This window comes from Bradyrhizobium sp. CCBAU 11357 (genome assembly GCF_028128865.1).
Taxonomy (GTDB): Bacteria; Pseudomonadota; Alphaproteobacteria; order Rhizobiales; family Xanthobacteraceae; genus Bradyrhizobium.
In genome coordinates, this window is record NZ_LBJW01000103.1 from 64,588 (window position 1) to 85,567 (window position 20,980).

The window sequence follows — 20,980 nt, forward strand, 5'->3', positions numbered from 1 at the left end:
CTGGACATCTTAGTGGGCCCTCGCGCCGGCGACGCCGAGATGGCGCTCCAGGACAGAGGGGTCGGTCTTCAGCGCGGCGCTCGGAGCGTCGTGGACGATCGTTCCGCGCTCCAATATCACAACGCGGTCGGCGAGCCCCAGAATCTTTTGGGCGTTCTGCTCGACGATGATCGAGCAAATACCTCCAGACCGGGTGATGGTCCCGATCGCCTTCAAGAGTTCATCGACGATGATGGGTGCAAGGCCCTCGGTCGGCTCGTCCAGCAGCAGGACTTTCGGATTGAGGGTGAGTGCACGGCCGATCGCCAGCATCTGCTGCTCGCCGCCGGAGAGCTGGTTGCCGAAATTGCTCCGCCGCTCCTTCAGCCGCGGGAACATCTCGTAGACCTTCTCTACCGTCCAGGGACCGGGCTGCGCCACCGCGGTCATGTTCTCTTCCACCGTCAGCGAGCGGAAGATGTTGCGCTCCTGCGGCACCCAGCCGATGCCGGCGCGCGCCCGCTGGTCGGGCCGCATTGCCGTGACGTCGGTGCCGGCAAGTGCAATCGAGCCGGCGAAGCGGCGCGTCACGCCGACGATGGAGTTGATCAGCGTGGTCTTGCCGGTGCCGTTGCGCCCGAGCAGCGCCAGCACCTGTCCTTCGGCGAGGCGGAGCGTCATCTTCGGCAGCACCACCGCCTCGCCGTAGCCGGCGCGAAGTGAATCGATCGCGAGCAGGTCAGACATTGACCGCCTCCTCGCCGAGATAGACGGCCTTCACTTGCGGATCGCGCGCGACCTGCTCGGGCGGGCCTTCGGTCAGCAGCGCGCCCGAAACCAGCACCGAGATGCGATCAGCAAAGGAGAACACGAGGTCCATGTCGTGCTCGATCAAGAGCACGGTGACGTCCCGGGGCAGGCTGCCGACGACGGCGAGAATATCGTGGCGCTCGCTCTCGGGCACGCCGGCGGCGGGCTCGTCGAGCAGCAGCACGCGCGGCTTGGCCGCGATGGCGACCGCGATCTCGAGCAGGCGCTGCTTGCCGTAGGGCAGCGTCACGGTCTCTTCGTTCATGACGTCGAGCAGGTGGAAGCGGGAGAGCAGATCGGCGATTTCGCCATTGACGTCGCTGCGCGTCCCCATCCGCCGCCACCAGTCGCCGCCATGGCCGAGACGCTCGGACACGGCGAGCCCGATGGTCTCGAGCGGGGTCAGGTCCGGGTAGAGCTGGTTGATCTGGAAGGTGCGCGACAGACCGCGCAGCACGCGCTTGTGCACGGGCAGATCGGTGATGTCCTGGCCTTCGAGCAGGATGCGGCCCGAGTTCGGCTTCAGTACCCCGGTGAGCTGGTTGATGACCGTGGTCTTGCCGGCACCGTTGGGGCCGATCAACGCATGGCGGGCGCCCTGCTCGACCTTCAGGGACAGATCGCGGGTGACGCGCAGGCCGCCGAACTGCTTTTCGAGATTTTGGGTTTCGAGCGCGATGGTCATGAATCGCTCTCCGGCACGGCGACGATCGCCTTGCGGCCCGCAATCTGCCTGATGATCAGGTTCGGCACATACAGCACCCAGCGATGCAGGCGCTGGCGGCCGACCAGCACGATCACGACCAGCACGAGGCCGATCCAGAACTGCCAATATTGCGGCGTGATGGTCGAGAACAATTCCTGGAGCATGCGGAAGATCACCGCGCCGATCAGCCCGCCGTAGAGATAGCCGGTGCCGCCGATGACCAGCACCAGCATCAGGTCCGCGGAGCGTTCGAAGGCGAACACGTCGAGCGAGGCGATCGCGGTCGTCTGGGTGAACAGCGCCCCCGCAATGCCGGCATAGAACGCGGCGAGCGTATAGATCGCGATCAGGCGACGGTTGACGGGAATGCCAATGGCGGCGGCACGGAGGGGATTGTTCTTGATGGCGCGCAGCGACAGGCCGAACGGGGAATGCACGACGCGGCGAGCGAATAGGAACAGCACGAACAACACGGCTAGCGAATAGAAGAAGCCGGCCTTGCCGAACATGTCGAACGGGATCTCGCCGAAGATCGGCTGCATCTCGATGCCCTGCAGGCCGTCGGTCCCGCCGGTGATGTTGGAGAAGCGTTCGGCGAGCGCTTCCAGCAGCAGCGCGATGCCGAGCGTCACCATCAGGCGCGTCAGGTCGACGCCGCGGATCACCAGAAAGCTGGTGGCGAAGCCGAGCACCATGGCGGCAAGGCCGGCGACGATCAGCGCCAGCACGGGCTCCTTGACGATGCCGTGAAGCGCCAGCAGCCCCGCGGCATAGGCGCCGACTCCGAAGAACGCCGCATGGCCCAGCGAGACGATGCCGGCATAGCCGAGGATCAGATCGAGCGACATCGTGAACAGCGCGAGGCGCAGGATGTCGGTCATGATCAGATAGCGCGTGGGAAACAGAAAGCCGCAGGCCAGCACGATCAGCCAGAAGGCGACTTCGCCGTAGTGCCAGCGCGCCTGGCGCTGGGCATGAAAACCGACGTCGGAAGAAGCGGTCATCGGCAAACTCAACGCGCAGCCGTGCGGCCGAACAGGCCGTTCGGCCGCCAGATCAGGATCACGATCATCATGGTGTAGATCACGAAGGGTCCCATCTTCGGCACGTAATATTTGCCGGCGACGTCGCCGATGCCGAGCAGGAGCGAAGCCAGGAACGGGCCTGTTATCGAGGACGAGCCGCCGACGGTGACCACGATCAGGAAGTAGATCATGAACTTCAGCGGGAAATACGGATCGAGGCCGAGGATCTCGGCGCTGAGCGCGCCGCCGAGGCCGGCGAGCCCGCAACCGAAGGCAAAGGTGAAGGCGAACACCTGCGGCACATTGATGCCGAGACCGCTCGCGGCGCGGGGATCATCGACCGCAGCGCGCAGGCGGCTGCCGAAGCGCGTCTTGGCCAGCACCATTTGAAGCGCGATGGTCAGCAGGCCGCAGATCACGATGATCATGAGCCGGTAGCGGCCGATGCCGACGCCGAACAGGTCGAACTGGCCCTGCAGCGCGGCGGGCAGATTGATGAAGACCCGCGAGGAGCCCTGGATGTAATCGACGGCCGCCACCGACATGAAGGTCAGGCCGATCGTGAACAGCACCTGGTCGAGATGGCTGCGGGTGTAGAGATGACGGTACAGCGTGCGTTCGAGCGCGATGCCGATTGCAGCCGAGGAGACGAAAGCGAGCGGCAAGGCGGCGAAGAACGGCCAGCCCATCCGGTTGACCAGCACCATGCAGATATACCCCCCCGCCATCGCGAAGGCGCCGTGCGCGAGATTGACGAAGTTCATCAGGCCGAGCGTGACCGCGAGCCCGCAGGCGAGCACGAACAGCAGCATGCCGTAGGCGACGCCATCGAACAGGTTGGTGAGGATTGCGGTCATCAGCAGTCGAGGGTCATCTCAAGTGTGGCCAAGGGCCGTGCTGCACTCCCTCTCCCGCTTGCGGGAGAGGGTTGGGGAGAGGGTGCTTCAACAATGAAGACTCCCCCAGAGGAGAGAGCCCTCACCCGGCGCTTCGCGCCGACCTCTCCCGCAAGCGGGAGAGGTAAGACGAGCACGCCGAGAGCCCCCCGGGATGACGCGCTTTCGCGCGTCACTTCTTGGTCTTGCCGAGATCCTTGACGGCCTCGAAGGTCGCGAACTCAACGTTGTAGAGTTCGCCATCCACCTTCTCGACCTTGCGGATGTAGATGTTCTGAACGATGTCGCGGGTCTCGGGGTCGATCGAGATCGGACCGCGCGGGCTCTCCCACTTCTGGCCCTTCATCGCCTCGATCAACTTGTCGCCGTTGGTGTCGCCACCGGTCTTCTTCAGCGCCTCGTAGATCAGGTGGATGCCGTCGTAGCCGCCCACCGCCATGAAGCCGGGACGATTGCCGAAGGCCTTCTTGTAGGCGGCGACGAAGTCCTTGTTCATCGCGGACGGATGCGCCGCGGAATAGAGATGCGCAGTGACGGTGCCGAGCACGGCGTCGCCCATGTTGTTGAGCAAATCGTCGTCGGTGACGTCGCCCGGCCCGATCACCTTGATGCCGGCCTTGTCGAGGCCGCGCTCGGCATATTGCTTCATGAAATTGCCGCCCTGGCCTGCCGGCACGAACACGAAGATGGCGTCGGGCTTGGCATCCTTCATGCGCTGCAGGAACGGGGCGAAGTCGGGGTTCTGCAGGGGGACCTTGACCTCTTCGACCACCTCGCCGCCGCCGGCGGTGAAGTTCTGCTTGAAGAAGTTCAGCGCGTCATTGCCCGGTGCGTAGTCCGAGGTCAGCGTCGCCACCTTCTTGATGCCGTTCTTCACAGCCCAGTCGGCGATGATGGTCGAGGACTGTGCCAGCGTGAAGCTGGTGCGCACGATATAGGGCGAGCGCTCGGTGATGATGGAGGTACCCGCAGCCATCACGACTTCCGGGATCTTGGCCTGCGTTGCCAGCGGCGCTGCGGCGAGCGCTGCCGGCGTCACGCCGAAGCCGGCGATGAAGTTGACCTTGTCGTTGACGATCAGCTCCTGCGCGGCGGTCTTGGTCTTGTCCGGAATCGCCGCATCGTCCTTGAGGATGATCTCGACCTTCTTGCCGGCGACGGTGTCGCCCTTCTGCTGCATGTAGAGCTTGATCGCGTTCTCGATCTGCTTGCCGGTCGAGGCCTGACCGCCGGTCATCGGCAGGATCAGCCCGATCTTGACCGCGTCTTCCGCCTTGGCGGGCGCGACGGCCGCAAGTCCCGCGATGGCAACGACCGCTGCGGTGCGTGAAAAAAACCTGCGTTCGAACATCAGATGTCCCTCCCCTTCATTCCTCACCTCTTGTGCGCCGGACCGAGTGCCCGGTCCTTGCCGCGCTTCACTCACGGACAAGCCATGCCGTGCGGCCACATGGCGTCCTCTGCAACCCCGTTGTCAATCGGACGTTGGGCGACCATTCGGCGCAAGCCGCACGATCTGCCTCAACGACGGCGAGGTGATATTTGTACGATTGTACAAATAAACTGGTCCTGTCAACGAAAAAGCCCCTGCGCGGGTATCGAGCGACAAATACCCGATGTATACAGTACCAACTGCAGCCACCCCATCAAGCGCTAAAATCGCGTACTATAATACCTTTCTTGTATACAGCTTCGCTCACCCTCGAATAGGCCAATTTTACATATTGAGAGCTATGGTTCGCCGCTGACGCCTATCCAGTCTCCTCCATCCGCGCCCGATCGGGCACGACCAGAGATGTCTATGAGTTCCCGTTCGCTTTCGATCGCCGCTGCAGTTGCCCTGCTCGCTCCCATTCTTGCAGGCTGCGGGACGGTCAATGAAAAGCTCTCCGCCGGCATGGGCGACTACGTCCCGCAATGGGCCGGCGGCCTGCCCGCCGATGCGCCGCCGCGACCCGGCACGCCGCAATACGATGCCTACATGAAGGAACGCGAGCGCAAGCGGCTGATGCCCGCGGCCGATCGCGAGAAGGAAGAGCAGGCCCAGAAGGGCGCGACGGGGACGACGCCGGCTGGCGCGGTGCGCTAAGGAATACCATTCCAGGGCGCTCTCGCAGAGGCGAACTATGGTACGCAATTGCGCACCTGAGAATCTCGAGGTTCCGGGTTCGCGCTTCGCGCGCCCCGGAACGACAGCACTAGTCCACGAACACCACGGTCTTGCGGCCGTTGAGGATGACGCGGTCGTCGAGATGGTAGCGAATGGCCCGCGCCAACACGCGGCGCTCGATGTCGCGCCCTTTGCGGACCAGATCTTCCGGCGTGTCGCGATGGCTGATGCGCTCGACGTCCTGGTCGATGATCGGTCCCTCGTCGAGATCGCGCGTGACGTAATGCGCGGTGGCGCCGATCAGCTTGACGCCGCGCTCATGCGCCTGGTGATAGGGTTTGGCGCCCTTGAAGCCCGGCAGGAACGAGTGGTGGATGTTGATGCAGCGCCCCGACAGCTTTGCCGAGAGATCGTCGGACAGGATCTGCATGTAGCGGGCGAGCACCACCAGATCGGTCTTCGTCTTGCCGACGAGGTCCATGATCTGCGCCTCCTGCTCGCGTTTGGTCTCCTTGGTGACGGGCAGGTGGTGGAAGGGGATGCCGCCGAAATCGAGCCCGGCATAAACCTCGCGCGGATGGTTGGAGACGATCGCGGTCGGAACCATCGGCAATTCGCCCGTGCGCCAGCGATAGAGGATGTCGACCAGGCAGTGATCGGACTTCGAGACCAGCAGCATCACCTTGCGATGCGCGGCCCGGTCGCGCATCTGCCATTCCATGCCGAAACGCTCGGCGATCGCGGCAAAGCCGGTCTGGAGCGCTGCGAGCTCCACCGCAAGATCGGCCGCGGTGAACACCACCCGCATGAAGAAATTCTTGGTCTCGACGTCGTCGAACTGCTGGGCGTCGAGGATGTTCTGTCCGTTATGAGCAAGAAATGTCGACACCGCCGAGACGATGCCGGGGCGATCCGGGCAGGACAGAGTCAGAACATATTGATGGTCGGGCAAGGCTCGGCTCTTGATGAAGGTTTGTGCAGCGGAACGATCCAGCGATTTGCGCCCTGCTCTAGCACCGACCCCGCCCTTGCGCCAATCCCAAGCGCGGAGTCAGGATGAACGGACAATTGCGAATTCTCACCGGAGCATCCCCATGGCCGACCGCTTGAACGGCTACCGCATCCTGATCCTGGAAACGCGCGAGGAGGCGCAGTTCTCGAAGCTTCTGGCCGAGCAAGGCGCCGAGGTCGTGCAATGCCCGATGTTTACCATCCGCGATGCACCGGACCCGGCTCCAGTCGAGGCCTGGATCCGCCGTGCCATCGACAAGCCCTTCGACGATCTCGTGCTGATGACTGGCGAAGGCCTGCGCCGCATCATGAAGCTCGCCCGCGCCCGCGGGCTCGATGCCGCACTTGTCGCTGTGCTCGCCCAAGCGCGAAAATTCACCCGCGGCCCGAAGCCGGGCAAGGCATTGCGCGAGATCGGCCTCGAGGCGCAGCAGACCACTGAGAAGCCGACCTCCGAAGGCGTGATCGAGATGCTGGTCAAGCTCGACCTGAAGGGGCGGCGCCTCGGTCTCCAGCTCTATCCCGACAAGGACCACAGCGCGCTGACCGGCGCGCTGGCCGCGCAAGGTGTCACCGTCGATATCGTGCTGCCCTACGTCTACGATTCCAAGGCCGCCGATGCCAGCATCGTCGCCGCCATTGACGACATGGCAGAGGGGCGCATCGACTCGATCGCCCTCACCAATCTCGGCCAGGTCCGCCGGCTGATCGAGGCTGCCAAGGCGCATGGCAGCGAGACGAAGCTGCGCGCAGGTCTCGAACGCACGTTGATCGCATCGGTCGGCCCGGCGGTTTCCGGCGAGCTCGCAGCGCATGGCTTGCGCACTGACGTCTCGCCGGCTGACGAAGCCTATTTCATGCGTCCCCTGATCTCGGCCATGGCAAGTGCGTTGGCTGACAGGAAGGCGGCAAGCGCGGCGAGGTAAGAGCCGAACGCGGGGGCGGCCTGCGGCGGCTGCGATTGACACCGGCATCGCCAGCGTTAGGTTGCGCGACCGCAAGAAGAAACAACAAACGTTAAGGGAATCGCCGTGACACGCGTCATCGCGTCGTGAGCGCCACTGCACGACCTTCGGCGCTCGCGCCATTCCGCATCCGCAACTACCGCTTCCAGTGGCCGTCCGACCTGCTCACCTCCTGGGCCTTCGAGGTCGAGACGCTGGTGCTCGGCTGGTACATCATCGTCGAGACCGGCTCGGTGCTGCTGCTCACCGTGCTCGCTTCACTCCAGTTCGTCGGAACATTGGTCGCGCCCGTGTTCGGCATGATCGGCGACCGCATCGGCCATCGCGATCTCCTGGTCGCGATGCGTCTTGCCTATACGGCGCTCTCGTCGACCATCATGGTCCTGGCGCTGAGCGGTCATCTGTCGCCGCTGAGCGTCATGATCATCGTCACGATCATGGGCCTCATTCGCCCCTCCGATCTCGGCGTTCGCGGCGCGCTGCTCGCCGATATCATGCCGGCCGAGCAGCTGGTGGGCGCCATCAGCGTTGCGCGCACAACCCAGGACAGCGCGCGCATTGCCGGAGCGTTGACGGGCGCCGGACTGTTCGCCGTGCTCGGTATCGGCCTTGTCTATGTGGCGGTCGCCTGCCTTTATTTCACCGCAGCGCTGCTCATGCTCTGCCTGACCCGGCCGAAAAGGACCGTCACGACGAGCGATCTTCCCACAAACAGCCACGCCGTTTCGCGGCTGTTTGGCGACCTCAAAGAGGGGATCGTCTATGCCTGGAACGGCCCGGGAATGCGCGCGGCGCTGTGCGTCGCCTTCCTGGCCAATCTCACCGCATTTCCCTTCACGGGCGGATTGTTGCCCTACATCGCGCGCGAGATCTTTCATACCGACCAGACCGGCCTCGGTTATCTCTCGGCGAGCTTCGCCGTCGGCTCGCTGATCGGCTCCATTACGCTCAGCCTGGTCGGTGGCGTGCGCATTGCCCGGCTTCTGATCGGCGCAACGCTGGCCTGGTACGCGATGCTGCTGGTGTTCGTCGAGGTCAAGACGATGCCGGTGGCGATGGCCTGCCTCGTTCTCGCCGGCATCGCCCAGAGCATGTCGATGATCTCGGCTGCCGTGATCCTGATGCGCACCGCGAGCGCACATCTGCGCGGCCGCGTCATGGGCGTGCGCATGATGGTGATCTATGGCTTGCCGATCGGACTGCTCGCGGCCGGCAGCCTGATCGACGTCATCGGCTATTCCGCGACGGGCTCGCTCTATGCCGTTGCAGGATTCGTCGCGATGCTGGCGATCGCGTTCCGCTGGCGCGCCGACCTCTGGCCGGTGCACGCGCCGGCCAATGCGCGATGACGGCGTCTGCGCAACGACGTCAGACCTTCGCCGGCGGCGATCTCAGCGGAAGCAAGGCCGCCACACGCGAATCGCGCAAATAGAGACCGCCCCAGGCAAAAACGGCAAGATAGACGCCGAACAGCATATGGCTGAAGAGCGGGTTGCCGGCCCGCAAGTGAACCGCCACGGTGCCGCCCATATAGGCGGTCAGCAGGATCGCACCGAGCACGGCCGTTCGCGGCAGGGCGTAGAGCGCGGTGCAGGCCAGCGCCACCACGCCCAGCGCGCGCGCCAGATCGGCCGAGGGAGGATAGCCGAGCTCGGCGGACGCGTTGATCACGACGTCCAACGGGACGAGCTTCATCCCGGCATCAAACAGCATGAAGGCAATCACGAGCCCGCTCATGACGCAGCCGGCCACATGTCTCGACTTGTACATTGTCATCACCTACGACGCCTTCCCCTTGAGAAGCGCGACGATGGCCATCGCATGGCCGTGGCCAAGGCCGAACTCGTCCTTGAGCGCGGCCACGATGGCACCCGCTTTCACGCCGGCCGCCAGTCCCGTCCCGGTCGAAAAACCACGGTCCTTGCCCCATTTGCGAAATTGGTCCGGGCTCTTGCCGGTCTTGGCCCGAATATTGTCGAGATAGGCCTTAAAACTCACCGCAGCGCTCCTCCGATGTTCGCTCCACCAGCGAGGCCGGAGCGATCCAGAGATATTGCGGTCAGGAAGTAGTCGTCTTGTACGAAAACGACAATTGCGGCCGTTCGCGCGAGAGGCGCGCAGGCGTCATGCCGATCAGTTGCCTGACCGCGCGGGTGAGATGGGCCTGATCGAAATAGCCGGCGCCCGATGTCGCGTCGAGAACGGAGCTGCCGCTCACCAGCAAGGCTGCGGCGTGACGCGCTCGCTGGATCTGCTGATGGCTGCTGAACGTCATGCCCGTAACGCGGCGAAAGTGGCGCTGAACCGAACGCCGGCTCATCCAGTCGACGTCGCCGTCGATCGCCGCATCGGTCGCGTGGCTGCGTGCGAGGACATCCGCGCGTGCCATGCGAGCGACGAGACTTTCCGCATCGTCGTAGCCTGGAATGTCCCAGCTCAGACCCGAAAACAGAAAACGGCCGTTGGGCAGCACAGGCAACTGCATGTTTTGATGGTCGATCAGTGCGCTGGTCGGTATCTGCGGCAGGTAGGTCCCCAGCCGAAACCGGATCGCGAGCCATTCGCCGTTCGCGGGACATTCGACGAGTGTCCCGCGGGTGACCGGCCCTCGGAGCGTCACCGCCAGAAGCTCCGGGAGCCTGGTGACCACAAGCTCGATATTTCCCTCGGCCATCGACAGGAACGAGCCGCCGCGCCGGCTCCGGCTGCGCCATACCCGCTCGACGTAAGGCGAGTCCGACGCGCGATGGTCGAACTCTATGAGCACGGAAGCACCGTAAATGCGCAGATCATCGTTCCTCGCCGTAGCTCCCGAGCCGCCCGATATCGAGGATGGTGACGCCGCCATATTCCAGCCGTAGCAGCCCCTCTTTCTCCAGCCGGTTCAGCGCGCGATTGGCGTTCTGGCGGGACATGCCGGACAGCGCGCCGATCTCCTCCTGGGTGATCTCCAGATGCGCGGTCGATTCGGGATAGAGAATCGGGTTGAACAGGGATGCGATGCTGCGGGCGAGGCGCGCGGTGGCATCGAGCGTGCGGTTGACCTCGAGCATGCCGATGAACTGGCCGAGCCGCTCGTTGAGCTGGCGCACCAGGAAGCGGTTGAAGCCGACGCTGTTCTCGAACAGCCACATGAAGGCGCTGCGTTCCATCAGGGCAACGCGGCTGTCGCGCAGCGCGACCACGTCGTAGCGGCGCGGCTCGTTCTTGAGCACGCTGCCCTCGCCGAACCAGGCTCCTGCCGTCAGCCCGGCAAGGCTGGTCTCCTTGCCGTCGCGCGAGACCCCGCCCATCCGGGCAAGGCCGCTCACCATGCCGGCCCAATAGGCAAAAATATCACCCCGCATGAACACGCTCTCGCCGGTGCCGTAGGACCGCTCGGTGATTCCGGCACGCGCGACCTCGATCTCGGCTTGTGTGAGCTCGCGCGACCAGGCGGCAACGCGCTTCAGATGATCCTCTGAAATCATGATCTCGAAGCCAGCCGCACCGTTCTGTCACTCCATGCTTCTGTTGCACTGCAACAGAATCGCTTCGGCCACCCATCCGACGAAAGATGAAGAGCCGCTCGGCCCGACAAACTTTGTCGCAGAATTGTCAGGCCGGAGACATTTCAAAATAGCGCTTTCCCCTATTGAGGACCACCTCGGGCGATGCGGCTTTTGATCCCTCACGGGAACGAAGGTGGGCCGGTCCGGTCGAGACCAATAGCTGCATGGTCTGGCCGGCACGACCGTACTAGGATCGCCTGACAGGAACGGACGAAGAGCGCCAATCAAGCGCCATCACCGGGAGGGATTCGTTTGGTGGCTACCAGTCTCGAAGTACGCGGCGTGTCATTGCGATTCGGCGGCGTCCGTGCGCTGACCGATATCAGCTTCGCCATCAGGGAAGGCGAGCTGTTCTCGATCATCGGCCCCAACGGCGCCGGCAAGACCTCGATCGTCAACTGTATTTCCGGCCGCTACAAGCCCACCGAAGGCCAGCTGTTCTATCAGGACCGCGACATCACCGGCCTGACGCCGAATGCCCGCGCCTCGCTCGGCATCGGCCGCACCTTTCAGAATCTCGCGCTGTTCCACCACATGAGCGTGCTCGACAACATCATGGTCGGCCGCCATCACCTCCTGAAGAACAATTTCCTCACGGGCTCGCTGTATTGGCTCACCGGCGCGCGCAAGGAGGAGCTCAAGCACCGCCGCAAGGTGGAAGAGATCATCGACTTCCTCGATCTGCAGTCGGTGCGCAAGGCCACGGCCGGCACCCTCTCCTACGGCCTGCGCAAGCGCGTGGAGCTCGCCCGCGCCATGGCGCTGGAGCCGCGCCTGATCCTCCTCGACGAGCCGATGGCCGGCATGAATTTCGAGGAGAAGGAGGACATGGCCCGCTACATCGTCGATCTCAACGAGGAGTTCGGGATGACGGTGGTGATGATCGAGCACGACATGGGCGTGGTGATGGACATCTCCCACCGCGTCATGGTGCTGGATTTCGGCAAGAAGATCGCCGAGGGCGATCCGGCGACCGTGCTCGCCGATCCCCACGTCAGGCGCGCCTATCTCGGCGAAGAGGACGAGGTGCTGGTCGATCCCGATGATGCCTCTCCGGCGCAGGAGAGCGCGGCATGATGGATTATGCGGGCCGCGTCGCGCAGGCCGACACCTATCCAAAGATGCTCCGGCTCAATGCCAGGGAGCACGGCAACGAGATCGCAATGCGCGAGAAGGATCTCGGGCTCTGGCGCATCTTCACCTGGAGCGACTATCAGGCCCGCGTGCGTGATTTCGCGCTCGGCCTCGTCGAGCTCGGCCTTGGTCGCGGCGATGTCATCGGCATCATCGGCGACAACCGGCCGGACTGGGTCGCGGCAGAAGTCGCAACGCATGCCATTGGCGGCCTCAGCCTGGGGCTCTATAGAGACGTGCTGGACGAGGAGGCTTCCTATCTCCTCAATTACGGCGAGGCGCAGCTCGTCTTCGCCGAGGACGAGGAGCAGGTCGACAAGCTGCTTACCCTTGCCGAGCGCGCGCCGAGGCTGAAGCACATCATCTATTCCGATCCGCGCGGGATGCGGAAATACGACGACCCGCGCCTGATGTCGGCGGAGAAGTTTGCCGAACTCGGTCGCGCCCGCGCCGCACGCGAGCCGGAGCTTTACGACAGACTGGTCGATGCCACCAAGGGCGAGGACGTCGCGATCCTCTGCACCACCTCCGGCACCACCTCGCATCCGAAGCTCGCGATGCTCGCCGCCGGCCGCGTGCTCGGCCATTGCGCGACCTATCTCGCCTTCGACCCCAAGGGTCCCGACGACGAATATGTCTCGGTGCTGCCGCTGCCATGGATCATGGAACAGGTCTACGTGCTCGGCAAAGGTCTGCTCTGCCGGATGAAGATCAACTTCGTCGAAGAGCCCGACACGATGATGAACGATCTGCGCGAGATCGCACCGACCTTCGTGCTGTTCGCGCCGCGCGTCTGGGAATCCATTGCCGCCGACGTCCGGGCCAAGGTGATGGACGCAACACCCTTCAAGCAGCGCCTGTTCGACATCGGCATGAAGTCGGGCCTTGCCGCGCTCGAACAGGGCAAACGCTCCGGCTTTGCCGACGCGATCCTGTTCCGCGCGCTGCGCGACCGCCTCGGCTTCACCCGGCTGCGCTCGGCCGCGACCGGCGGCGCGGCGCTCGGGCCTGACACGTTCAAGTTCTTCCAGGCCATGGGCGTGCCGCTGCGCACGCTCTACGGCCAGACAGAATTGCTCGGCGCCTACACGCTGCACCCCGAGGGCAAGGTCGATCCCGATACTACCGGCGTGCCGATGGCCGACAGCGTCGAAATCCGCATCGACAATGCCGACGTCCACGGCGTCGGCGAGATCGTGGTGCGGCACCCCAACATGTTCCTGGGCTACTACAAGAATCCCGAGGCCAGCGTCGCCGACATCAAGGACGGCTGGATGTACTCGGGCGACGCCGGCTATTTCAATGCCAACAACCAGCTCGTCGTCATCGACCGCATCAAGGATCTCGCCGAGACCTCCCGCGGCGAGCGCTTCTCGCCGCAATTCATCGAGAACAAGCTCAAATTCTCGCCCTATATCGCCGAAGCCGTGGTGCTTGGCGCCGGCCGCGAGGCGCTCGCGGCAATGATCTGCATCCGCTACTCCATCATCTCGAAATGGGCGGAGAAAAACCGCCTCTCCTTCACGACCTACAGCGACCTCGCCTCACGGCCGGAGGTCTACTTGCTGCTGCAGAGGGAGGTGGAGACCGTCAACGCCACGCTGCCGCCGGCCCAGCGCATCTCGCGCTTCCTGCTGCTCTACAAGGAGCTGGATGCCGACGACGGCGAGCTCACCCGGACGCGAAAGGTGCGCCGCGGCGTCATCAACGAGAAATACGAAGGCATCATCGACGCCATCTACCGCGGTGATGCCGACATCCCCGTCGACACCGTGATCCGCTTCCAGGACGGCACCACGCAGCGCGTGCGAACGACGCTCCGCGTGGTGGACCTCGGCGGGCACGGGCACATGGCGGAGGCTGCGGAGTGACACAGGTGATCGTCACACGGGGCGCCGCCCTTCGCCTCTCCCCGCTTGCGGCAGGGCTATCCCGTATGCACTCCGTCATTGCGAGCGCAGCGAAGCAATCCAGACTGTCTCCGCGGAAAGATACTGGATTGCTTCGCTGCGCTCGCAATGACGATGTGGGTGCAGCAGGAGACCATAAATGAACACCGCTTTCCTCATCCAGCTCCTGGTCAACGGCCTCGTGGTCGGCACGCTCTATGGCGTGGTCGCGATGTCGTTCGTGCTGATCTACAAGGCGACGCAGGTCGTCAACTTCGCGCAAGGCGAACTGCTGCTGGTCGGCGCCTGGGTGTGCTGGGCCTTGCTCGCGAAATACCAGGTGCCGTTCTGGATCGGCATGCCGATCACGCTGGTGTTCATGTTCGTGTTCGGCATCGCGGTGCAGGTGCTGATTCTGCGGCCGATGATCGGCGAGCCCATCATTTCGGTGATCATGGTGACGATCGGCCTCTCCACCGTGCTGCAGGCGACGCTGAAATGGATGTTCGGCGTCAATCCGCAGCCGTTCCCGCGCGTGTTCGAGAGCCAGTCGGTCAGCCTGCTGGGCCTGCAGATCCAGACCGTCTATGTCATGAGCCTCGTCGTGTCGGTCGCCATGATGATCGGCATGGCCTGGTTCTTCCGCGCTTCGAAGTACGGCCTTGCGATGCGCGCCACCGCGTTCAACCAGCAGGTCGCGCAGTCGCTCGGCATTTCCGTCAAGAGCGTGTTCGCGATGGCCTGGGCGATCTCGGCGACGGTGTCGGCCGTCGCCGGCGTCGTCGTCGCCGTGGTCAATGGCGTGTCCTCGGGCCTCGCCGCCTATGGCATCAAGGTGTTCCCGGCGGCGATCCTCGGCGGGCTCGATTCCGTCGGCGGCGCCGTGCTCGGCGGCATCATCATCGGGCTGCTGGAGAACGTCGCCCAATATGTCGACAGCGAGTATCTGCACTGGGGCAATCTCTATGAGATCGCGCCGTTCTACGTCCTCATCATCGTGCTGATGATCAAGCCCTACGGCCTGTTCGGCACCCACGACATCGAGCGGATCTGATCCATGGCCGGCCCTGCCCTCATCCCCGCTGGTGATTTCCGCACCACTTACGCCGCGGACACCACGATCTTCCCGACCACCACCAGCCGCAACTTCGCGATAGCAGGCGTCGCGCTGCTCTGCCTCGCGCCGCAATTCTTCAGCGGCTACTGGCTCAGCATTTTGATCCAGATCGGCATCTTCTCGATCGCGGCGCTCGGCCTCAATATCCTGGTCGGCTTCACCGGCCAGATCTCGATCGGACACGCCGCCTTCTTCCTGCTCGGCGCCTTCACCTCGGCCTACATCTCCAACAACGCGCCGATCCCGGTGTTCTTCGCGATCCCGCTCGCGGGGCTCGTGACGGCGCTGGTCGGACTGATCTTCGGCATCCCCGCCGCGCGGCTGAAGGGGCTCTACCTCGTCATCGCGACGCTGGCCGCGCAATATATCCTGCTCGACTTCTTCTCCCGCGCCGAATGGTTCTCGGGCGGCTCGGTGCCGGCGAGCGCCGAGCCGTTCTCGATCTTCGGTTATACGCTGCGGGGCGACCGGCAGTACTTCTACGTCGTGCTCGCCTATGTGCTGTTGAGCTACATCCTCGTCACCAACCTGATGCGCACGCGCGATGGCCGCGCGCTGGTGGCGATCCGCGACCATTATCTGTCTGCGGAGATCATGGGTATCAACCTCACCAAGTACCGCACGCTGTCGTTCGGCCTTGCCGCCTTCTTCGCCGGCATCGCAGGCGCGCTCTATGCGCATTACCAGCTCGTGGTCTCGCAGGAAGGTTTCGGCATCGAGCGCTCGATCCTGTTCCTCGCCATGATCATCATCGGCGGTACCGGCTCGATCATGGGCACGCTGATGGGGACCGCCTTCGTGGTGCTGCTGCCCGAGGCGATGGAGTTCGTCAGCCACTATCTCAAGGGCGGTGCGATCGACAAGGCGCTGTCGCTCAACAACAACATCACCTTCCTGCGCGAGATCGCGATCGGGGTGATCATCATCGCATTCCTGATGTTCGAGCCTGACGGGCTCGCGCATCGCTGGCGGCAGATCAAGGCGTACTGGAAACTCTACCCGTTCTCGCATTGAGCACGGGCAACTTCACTTAAACAATAAACAGGAGGAACCGACCCATGAAGATGAAGTCCCTTTTGAGCACCGCCTCGCTCGCGCTGGCGATTGCCGCATACTCGGCAGGCGCGCAGGCGCAGATCGCGATCGGGCATCTCGCCGATTATTCCGGCGGCACCTCCGACGTCGGCACGCCGTTTGGACAGGCCGTCGCCGACACCTTCGCCTGGGTCAACAAGAACGGCGGCATCGGCGGCAAGCAGGTCAACCTCGACACCAACGATTATGGCTACCAGGTGCCCCGCGCGATCGCGCTCTACAAGAAATGGTCGGCGCCGGACGGCAAGGTCGCCGCGATCATGGGCTGGGGCACCGCCGACACCGAAGCGCTGACCGGCTTCCTCGCCCAGGACAAGATCCCCGACATGTCCGGCTCCTACGCCGCGGCGCTGACCGATCCCGAAGGCGTCAGCGGCAAGGCCAAGCCCGCCCCTTACAATTTCTTCTACGGCCCGAGCTATTCGGACGCCTTGCGCGCGATGCTGATGTGGGCGGCTGAGGACTGGAAGGCCAAGGGCAAGTCCGGCAAGCCCAAATTCGTGCACATGGGTGCCAATCATCCCTATCCGAACGCGCCGAAGGCTGCCGGCGAAGCCATGGCGCAGGAGCTCGGCTTCGAGGTGCTGCCGCCGCTGATATTCGCTCTGACGCCCGGTGACTACAGCGCACAGTGCCTCAGCCTGAAATCCTCGGGCGCCAACTACGCCTATCTCGGCAACACCGCGGCCTCCAACATCTCGGTGATGAAGGCCTGCAAGACCGCCGGCGTTGAGATCCAGTTCCTCGGCAACGTCTGGGGCATGGACGAGAACGCCGCCAAGACCGCTGGCGATGCCGCCAACGGCGTGATCTTCCCGCTGCGCACAGCGGTGAGCTGGGGCGGCGATGCCCCCGGCATGAAGACGCTGATGGAGATCTCGAAGATGTCCGACGCCAGCGGCAAGGTCTATCGTCCCGTGCACTACGTCGCGGCCGTCTGCTCGGCGCTGTACATGAAGGAAGCGCTCGACTGGGCCGCCAAGAACGGCGGCACCACCGGCGAGAACGTCGCCAAGGGCTTCCACCAGAAGAAGGACTGGGTGCCATCAGGTATGGAGGGCGTCTGCAATCCCTCGACCTGGACCGAGAAGGACCACCGCGGCACGCTGAAGGTGGATCTCTATCGCACCAAGATCTCGGGTGCGACCGATGGCGACCTCAACGATCTCATGGCCAAGGGCACGATCAAGCTCGAGAAGGTCAAGACGGTCGAGCTGCCGCGCAAGCCGGAACTGCTGGGGTGGTGAGCCACGCCATTTCGCCAAACACAACTGTCATCCCCCGCGAAGGCGGGGGATCCAGTGCGCCGCGGTTTCGCGATGAATCTCCGGCGCCTCTGGAATACTGGGTCACCCGCTTCGCGGGTGACGACAGCGGAGAATGAAGACGCATGTCCCAAATCATTGAAGCACCCCGCTCAACTCCCACCGCCGTAGCCCCCGCCGCCCTCCTCGCCGTGCGCAACATCGAGGTCGTCTACGACGACGTCATCCTGGTGCTGCGCGGCCTCAGCCTCGACGTGCCCAAGGGCGCGATCGTGGCGCTGCTCGGGGCCAACGGCGCCGGCAAGTCGACGACGCTCAAGGCGATCTCGGGGCTGCTCAAGACCGAGGATGGCGAAGTCACGCGCGGCGAGATCCTGTTCGAGGGCGAGCGGATCAACGGCATCGATCCCGACAAGATCGTCCGCCGCGGCATCTTCCAGGTGATGGAGGGCCGACGCATCGTCGCCGACATGACGTCACTCGAGAACCTCAAGCTCGGCGCCTTCACCCGCAGAGACCGCGAGGTCGATGCCGACCTCGACATGGTCTTCAGCTACTTCCCGCGCCTGAAGGAGCGCACCGGCCTTGCCGGCTATCTCTCCGGCGGTGAGCAGCAGATGCTCGCGATCGGCCGCGCGCTGATGGCCCGCCCCAAGATGATCCTGATGGACGAGCCCTCGATGGGCTTGTCGCCGCTGCTGGTGAAAGAGGTGTTCTCGATCATTCAGAAGATCAACCGCGATCTCGGCGTCACCATCCTCCTGGTCGAGCAGAATGCGCGCGCTGCGCTCTCCGTGGCGAGCCACGGTTACATCATGGAGCAGGGCAAGGTCGTGCTCGACGGCAGCGCCGACGAATTGCGCGACAACGAGGACGTCAAGGAATTCTACCTCGGCGGTGCCGGCGACCAGCGCAAGAGCTTCAAGAACCTCAAGAGTTTTAAGCGGCGCAAACGGTGGCTTTAACCCTCCAGCACCTGCTCCGCTTCCGTGACCGCGCAGAGAACATGGTAGAACGACGACGCAGGAATGGTGTCGATCAGCGATTTGCCGTCGCGATCGAACTGGTCGTACCAGCCGCCCTTCACGGGATGGCTGAGATAATGCCGTTCGAGCCGCACCAGCGCCGCGCGCGCCTCGTCCGCCGCACCCGCCTCGCCGGACTCGGCCTGCGCGATCCAGGCCTTCGCGATCTCCGTCTGCGGCCACAGCCGGCGCGTGCTGCGGCGGATGTTGCCGCTCGCATCGCCCTCGTCGACGAGGCAGCCCGTCGCCTCGTCACGATAGCGCAGCGAGGTCTCCAGCAATTCCGCACGCCGCTGGCCGGTCGGGCAGCCTGTAATGCGTTCAAAACCCTTCAGCAGCCAGACCCATTCCGCCTGGTGGCCCGGCTCGACGCTGACCGGCTCGATCTTCGACCAGTCCTCCTCGAAATACTCCGACAATACGTGCTTCTGCTTGTCGTAGAGGTTGGCCAGGAACAGCGCGAAGAATTCTCCGGCACGGTTCTGGAACGACAGATCGTGGGTCGCCTCGAAGCACGCGATCATCGCCTCGAACAGGTGCATATGCGGGTTCTGCCGGCGCGGCAGCGAGACCGGAAGGCCCTCGTGAACGCCACCATGCGGCGAGCGCAGATGGCTGTCGAGGAAGGCGAGCAGCGCATCGATCTCGGCGCGGACCTGCGCGTCCTGGTCGAGCGCATAGACGCTGGCGAGCGCGAACAGGATGAAGGCGTGGTCATAGGCATCGCGCCGGGCATCCAGCACCGATCCGTCCGGCGTCAGCCGGTGCACATAGCCGGGCCGGCCGTCGGGCGCCTTTGCTTTGGCCAGCAGGTGTTCCAGCCCCTTCAGCGCAATGGCGCGCCCCTCGGGATACCAGGCCATTTGTGCCGCCTTCGCGTAGCACCAGATCTGGCGGGCCTGCACGAACACGCGCCGGGGCGCGGCCGCATCCGCCGCGCCGTCACGGTGCAGCCGGTCGATGAAGCCGCCCGCGGCGTGATCCCAGCCGACCGTCGACCACAGCGGCAGCGCCTCGTCGATCATGCGGCGCTTCAGGCGTGCGACGACGTTCGACGCCTCGTCTGCCGCAATGATTCCTTCGTCCGCCATCGGGTCCCTTTCAAGCCTCGCCAATGGCGGTCTGATAGCCATGCCGGTGGCGGTGCGCAACGGATGCCAACACGGAAAGAACAGCCATGACCGCCCATTACGACGCCCGCGAGACGCGTGCGCAAGCCGCGCGCGAGGCCGACCTGTTCGCCCGCCTTCCGGAGGTGCTGCGAGCCGCGATGGCCGCCCCGGCCTATGCCGCGCGGCTCAAAGGCTGCGATCCCGCCGCCGTGACCTCCAGGGCGGCTCTGGCGGACCTACCGGTGTTGCGCAAGTCGGAACTGCCCGCCCTGCACAGGGCCTCTGCGCCCTTCGGAGGCTTCGTGGCGGAGGCCCCGGGCTCGTTCGCCCGCCTCTTCACCTCCCCCGGCCCGATCTTCGAGCCGGAAGGGCGGCAGGCCGATCCCTGGCGCGGCGCAAGGGCGCTGTTCGCAGCCGGGTTCCGTCCCGACGATATCGTCCTCAATACCTTCAGCTACCATCTCACCCCCGGGGGGTTCATCTTCGATGCATCGGCGCGCGCGCTCGGCTGCGCAGTGATCCCGGCCGGCCCGGGCAACACAGAACAGCAATTCGAGCTGATCGAGGCCTACCGGCCGGTCGGCTACAGCGGCACGCCGGATTTTCTGAAGATCCTGCTCGATGCCGCGGCAAGTTCGGGGCGTGACATTTCCTCGATCAAGCGTGCGGTGGTCTCGGGCGCTGCGTTCCCGCCCTCGCTCCAGGCCGAGATCAGGGGGCGCGGCATCGACGCCTACCAGGCCTTCGGCACTGCCGATCTCGGCCTCATCGCCTTCGAGACCGAGGCCCGCGAAGGCATGGTCGTGAACGAGGATCTGATCCTGGAGATCGTCAAGCCCGGCACCGGCGATCCCGTGACGCCAGGCGACGTCGGCGAGATCGTCGTGACCTCGCTCGACCCTCACCATCCCTGGATCCGGCTTGCGCTCGGCGACCTCACCGCGGCCTTGCCCGGCCCGAGCCCGTGCGGGCGTACCAACATGCGCATCAAGGGCTGGATGGGCCGCGCCGACCAGACCACCAAGATCAAGGGCATGTTCGTCCGGCCCGAGCAGATCGCCGAGATCGGCAAGCGTCACGCTGGCCTCGGAAGACTACGCCTCGTCGTCACGCGCCAAGGCGAGACCGACGCCATGACGTTGAGAGCGGAAACGGCGGCCGCGAGCGAGGCGCTGCGCGACGAGATCGTCGGCACTTTACGCGCCGTGACCAAGCTCGGCGGCACGGTCGAGCTGGTCGGCCCCGGCATGCTGCCGAACGACGGCAAGGTGATCGCGGACGAGCGCTAGT

At 64.5% G+C, this 20,980-nt stretch carries 21 protein-coding genes; 10 read left to right on the top strand and 11 right to left on the bottom strand.

Features of this window, described 5'->3' with window-relative positions:
- Positions 1-9 precede the first annotated feature (9 nt).
- From XI05_RS21090 to XI05_RS21110, 5 genes are all read right to left on the bottom strand, one after another.
- The gene (locus XI05_RS21090; RefSeq protein WP_271505277.1) at positions 10-726 is read right to left on the bottom strand and encodes an ABC transporter ATP-binding protein; all 717 of its coding nucleotides are present in this window, start codon (positions 724-726) and stop codon (positions 10-12) included.
- Positions 719-1,474 carry an ABC transporter ATP-binding protein gene (locus XI05_RS21095; protein ID WP_212260197.1) on the bottom strand — a complete coding sequence of 252 codons (756 nt, stop codon included), beginning with the start codon at positions 1,472-1,474 and terminating at the stop codon, positions 719-721. The genes XI05_RS21090 and XI05_RS21095 overlap by 8 nt, the downstream gene beginning before the upstream one ends.
- Positions 1,471-2,499 carry a branched-chain amino acid ABC transporter permease gene (locus XI05_RS21100; RefSeq protein WP_271505278.1) on the bottom strand — a complete coding sequence of 343 codons (1,029 nt, stop codon included), beginning with the start codon at positions 2,497-2,499 and terminating at the stop codon, positions 1,471-1,473. The genes XI05_RS21095 and XI05_RS21100 overlap by 4 nt, the downstream gene beginning before the upstream one ends.
- 8 nt (positions 2,500-2,507) lie before the next feature.
- A complete protein-coding gene (locus XI05_RS21105; protein ID WP_028137574.1) occupies positions 2,508-3,377 on the bottom strand; it encodes a branched-chain amino acid ABC transporter permease in 870 nt (289 codons plus the stop codon).
- A gap of 211 nt (positions 3,378-3,588) precedes the next feature.
- Positions 3,589-4,767 (bottom strand): ABC transporter substrate-binding protein, encoded by a 1,179-nt coding sequence (locus XI05_RS21110; RefSeq protein ID WP_271505279.1) that lies wholly within the window; start codon positions 4,765-4,767, stop codon positions 3,589-3,591.
- Between the two features lie 444 nt (positions 4,768-5,211).
- On the opposite strand from XI05_RS21110, the gene XI05_RS21115 reads away from it, so the two are divergent.
- On the top strand, positions 5,212-5,505 hold the full coding sequence (locus XI05_RS21115; RefSeq protein WP_271505280.1) for a hypothetical protein: 294 nt from the start codon (positions 5,212-5,214) through the stop codon (positions 5,503-5,505).
- Between the two features lie 109 nt (positions 5,506-5,614).
- Here XI05_RS21115 and purU read toward each other — a convergent pair whose 3' ends face one another.
- The gene (purU, locus tag XI05_RS21120) at positions 5,615-6,478 is read right to left on the bottom strand and encodes a formyltetrahydrofolate deformylase (protein WP_271505281.1); all 864 of its coding nucleotides are present in this window, start codon (positions 6,476-6,478) and stop codon (positions 5,615-5,617) included.
- Positions 6,479-6,620: 142 nt separating this feature from the next.
- Here purU and XI05_RS21125 point away from each other — a divergent pair, with 142 nt between their 5' ends.
- Both XI05_RS21125 and XI05_RS21130 read left to right on the top strand, forming a co-directional pair.
- The gene (locus XI05_RS21125; RefSeq protein ID WP_271505282.1) at positions 6,621-7,463 is read left to right on the top strand and encodes a uroporphyrinogen-III synthase; all 843 of its coding nucleotides are present in this window, start codon (positions 6,621-6,623) and stop codon (positions 7,461-7,463) included.
- A 125-nt stretch (positions 7,464-7,588) separates the two neighbouring features.
- Positions 7,589-8,851, top strand: coding sequence for an MFS transporter (locus XI05_RS21130; protein WP_271505283.1), 1,263 nt, complete (start codon positions 7,589-7,591; stop codon positions 8,849-8,851).
- Positions 8,852-8,870: 19 nt separating this feature from the next.
- Here the strand turns inward: XI05_RS21130 and XI05_RS21135 are convergent, their stop codons facing one another.
- The 4 genes from XI05_RS21135 to XI05_RS21150 form a co-directional block, all read right to left on the bottom strand.
- Positions 8,871-9,272: a DoxX family protein gene (locus XI05_RS21135; RefSeq protein WP_442869302.1), complete on the bottom strand. Its 402-nt coding sequence runs from the start codon at positions 9,270-9,272 to the stop codon at positions 8,871-8,873.
- A 9-nt stretch (positions 9,273-9,281) separates the two neighbouring features.
- Positions 9,282-9,500, bottom strand: a complete 219-nt coding sequence (locus tag XI05_RS21140; RefSeq protein ID WP_271505285.1) for a DUF4287 domain-containing protein — start codon at positions 9,498-9,500, stop codon at positions 9,282-9,284.
- A gap of 61 nt (positions 9,501-9,561) precedes the next feature.
- Positions 9,562-10,269, bottom strand: a complete 708-nt coding sequence (locus tag XI05_RS21145; protein ID WP_271505286.1) for a helix-turn-helix transcriptional regulator — start codon at positions 10,267-10,269, stop codon at positions 9,562-9,564.
- A 22-nt stretch (positions 10,270-10,291) separates the two neighbouring features.
- Complete coding sequence (locus tag XI05_RS21150) at positions 10,292-10,972, bottom strand: Crp/Fnr family transcriptional regulator (RefSeq protein WP_172785333.1); 681 nt, start codon at positions 10,970-10,972, stop codon at positions 10,292-10,294.
- A gap of 336 nt (positions 10,973-11,308) precedes the next feature.
- On the opposite strand from XI05_RS21150, the gene XI05_RS21155 reads away from it, so the two are divergent.
- The 6 genes from XI05_RS21155 to XI05_RS21180 all read left to right on the top strand — a co-directional run bounded on the left by XI05_RS21155 (position 11,309) and on the right by XI05_RS21180 (position 18,518).
- Positions 11,309-12,130 (top strand): ABC transporter ATP-binding protein, encoded by an 822-nt coding sequence (locus tag XI05_RS21155; protein ID WP_271505287.1) that lies wholly within the window; start codon positions 11,309-11,311, stop codon positions 12,128-12,130.
- Positions 12,127-14,058 carry a long-chain fatty acid--CoA ligase gene (locus XI05_RS21160; RefSeq protein WP_271505288.1) on the top strand — a complete coding sequence of 644 codons (1,932 nt, stop codon included), beginning with the start codon at positions 12,127-12,129 and terminating at the stop codon, positions 14,056-14,058. Before XI05_RS21155 ends, XI05_RS21160 begins: the two co-directional genes overlap by 4 nt.
- 178 nt (positions 14,059-14,236) lie before the next feature.
- The gene (locus XI05_RS21165) at positions 14,237-15,130 is read left to right on the top strand and encodes a branched-chain amino acid ABC transporter permease (protein ID WP_157326827.1); all 894 of its coding nucleotides are present in this window, start codon (positions 14,237-14,239) and stop codon (positions 15,128-15,130) included.
- Between the two features lie 3 nt (positions 15,131-15,133).
- Complete coding sequence (locus XI05_RS21170) at positions 15,134-16,207, top strand: branched-chain amino acid ABC transporter permease (RefSeq protein ID WP_172785336.1); 1,074 nt, start codon at positions 15,134-15,136, stop codon at positions 16,205-16,207.
- A gap of 44 nt (positions 16,208-16,251) precedes the next feature.
- Positions 16,252-17,535 (top strand): ABC transporter substrate-binding protein, encoded by a 1,284-nt coding sequence (locus XI05_RS21175; RefSeq protein WP_271505289.1) that lies wholly within the window; start codon positions 16,252-16,254, stop codon positions 17,533-17,535.
- A gap of 143 nt (positions 17,536-17,678) precedes the next feature.
- The gene (locus tag XI05_RS21180) at positions 17,679-18,518 is read left to right on the top strand and encodes an ABC transporter ATP-binding protein (RefSeq protein WP_271505290.1); all 840 of its coding nucleotides are present in this window, start codon (positions 17,679-17,681) and stop codon (positions 18,516-18,518) included.
- Here the strand turns inward: XI05_RS21180 and XI05_RS21185 are convergent.
- Positions 18,515-19,669, bottom strand: coding sequence for an AGE family epimerase/isomerase (locus tag XI05_RS21185; RefSeq protein WP_271505291.1), 1,155 nt, complete (start codon positions 19,667-19,669; stop codon positions 18,515-18,517). The genes XI05_RS21180 and XI05_RS21185 overlap by 4 nt on opposite strands.
- Positions 19,670-19,755: 86 nt before the next feature.
- Between XI05_RS21185 and XI05_RS21190 the strand changes: the two genes are divergently transcribed.
- Entirely contained in the window at positions 19,756-20,979 is a 1,224-nt protein-coding gene (locus tag XI05_RS21190) for a phenylacetate--CoA ligase family protein (protein ID WP_271505292.1), read from the top strand.
- Position 20,980 lies beyond the last annotated feature (1 nt).

Coding starts and splice junctions, on each gene's coding strand:
- XI05_RS21090 (WP_271505277.1), bottom strand. CDS start 726: ATGTCTGACCTGCTCGCGATCGATTCACTTCGCGCCGGCTACGGCGAG.
- XI05_RS21095 (WP_212260197.1), bottom strand. CDS start 1,474: ATGACCATCGCGCTCGAAACCCAAAATCTCGAAAAGCAGTTCGGCGGC.
- XI05_RS21100 (WP_271505278.1), bottom strand. CDS start 2,499: ATGACCGCTTCTTCCGACGTCGGTTTTCATGCCCAGCGCCAGGCGCGC.
- XI05_RS21105 (WP_028137574.1), bottom strand. CDS start 3,377: ATGACCGCAATCCTCACCAACCTGTTCGATGGCGTCGCCTACGGCATG.
- XI05_RS21110 (WP_271505279.1), bottom strand. CDS start 4,767: ATGTTCGAACGCAGGTTTTTTTCACGCACCGCAGCGGTCGTTGCCATC.
- XI05_RS21115 (WP_271505280.1), top strand. CDS start 5,212: ATGTCTATGAGTTCCCGTTCGCTTTCGATCGCCGCTGCAGTTGCCCTG.
- XI05_RS21125 (WP_271505282.1), top strand. CDS start 6,621: ATGGCCGACCGCTTGAACGGCTACCGCATCCTGATCCTGGAAACGCGC.
- XI05_RS21135 (WP_442869302.1), bottom strand. CDS start 9,272: ATGTACAAGTCGAGACATGTGGCCGGCTGCGTCATGAGCGGGCTCGTG.
- XI05_RS21150 (WP_172785333.1), bottom strand. CDS start 10,972: ATGATTTCAGAGGATCATCTGAAGCGCGTTGCCGCCTGGTCGCGCGAG.
- XI05_RS21160 (WP_271505288.1), top strand. CDS start 12,127: ATGATGGATTATGCGGGCCGCGTCGCGCAGGCCGACACCTATCCAAAG.
- XI05_RS21165 (WP_157326827.1), top strand. CDS start 14,237: ATGAACACCGCTTTCCTCATCCAGCTCCTGGTCAACGGCCTCGTGGTC.
- XI05_RS21170 (WP_172785336.1), top strand. CDS start 15,134: ATGGCCGGCCCTGCCCTCATCCCCGCTGGTGATTTCCGCACCACTTAC.
- XI05_RS21175 (WP_271505289.1), top strand. CDS start 16,252: ATGAAGATGAAGTCCCTTTTGAGCACCGCCTCGCTCGCGCTGGCGATT.
- XI05_RS21180 (WP_271505290.1), top strand. CDS start 17,679: ATGTCCCAAATCATTGAAGCACCCCGCTCAACTCCCACCGCCGTAGCC.
- XI05_RS21185 (WP_271505291.1), bottom strand. CDS start 19,669: ATGGCGGACGAAGGAATCATTGCGGCAGACGAGGCGTCGAACGTCGTC.
- XI05_RS21190 (WP_271505292.1), top strand. CDS start 19,756: ATGACCGCCCATTACGACGCCCGCGAGACGCGTGCGCAAGCCGCGCGC.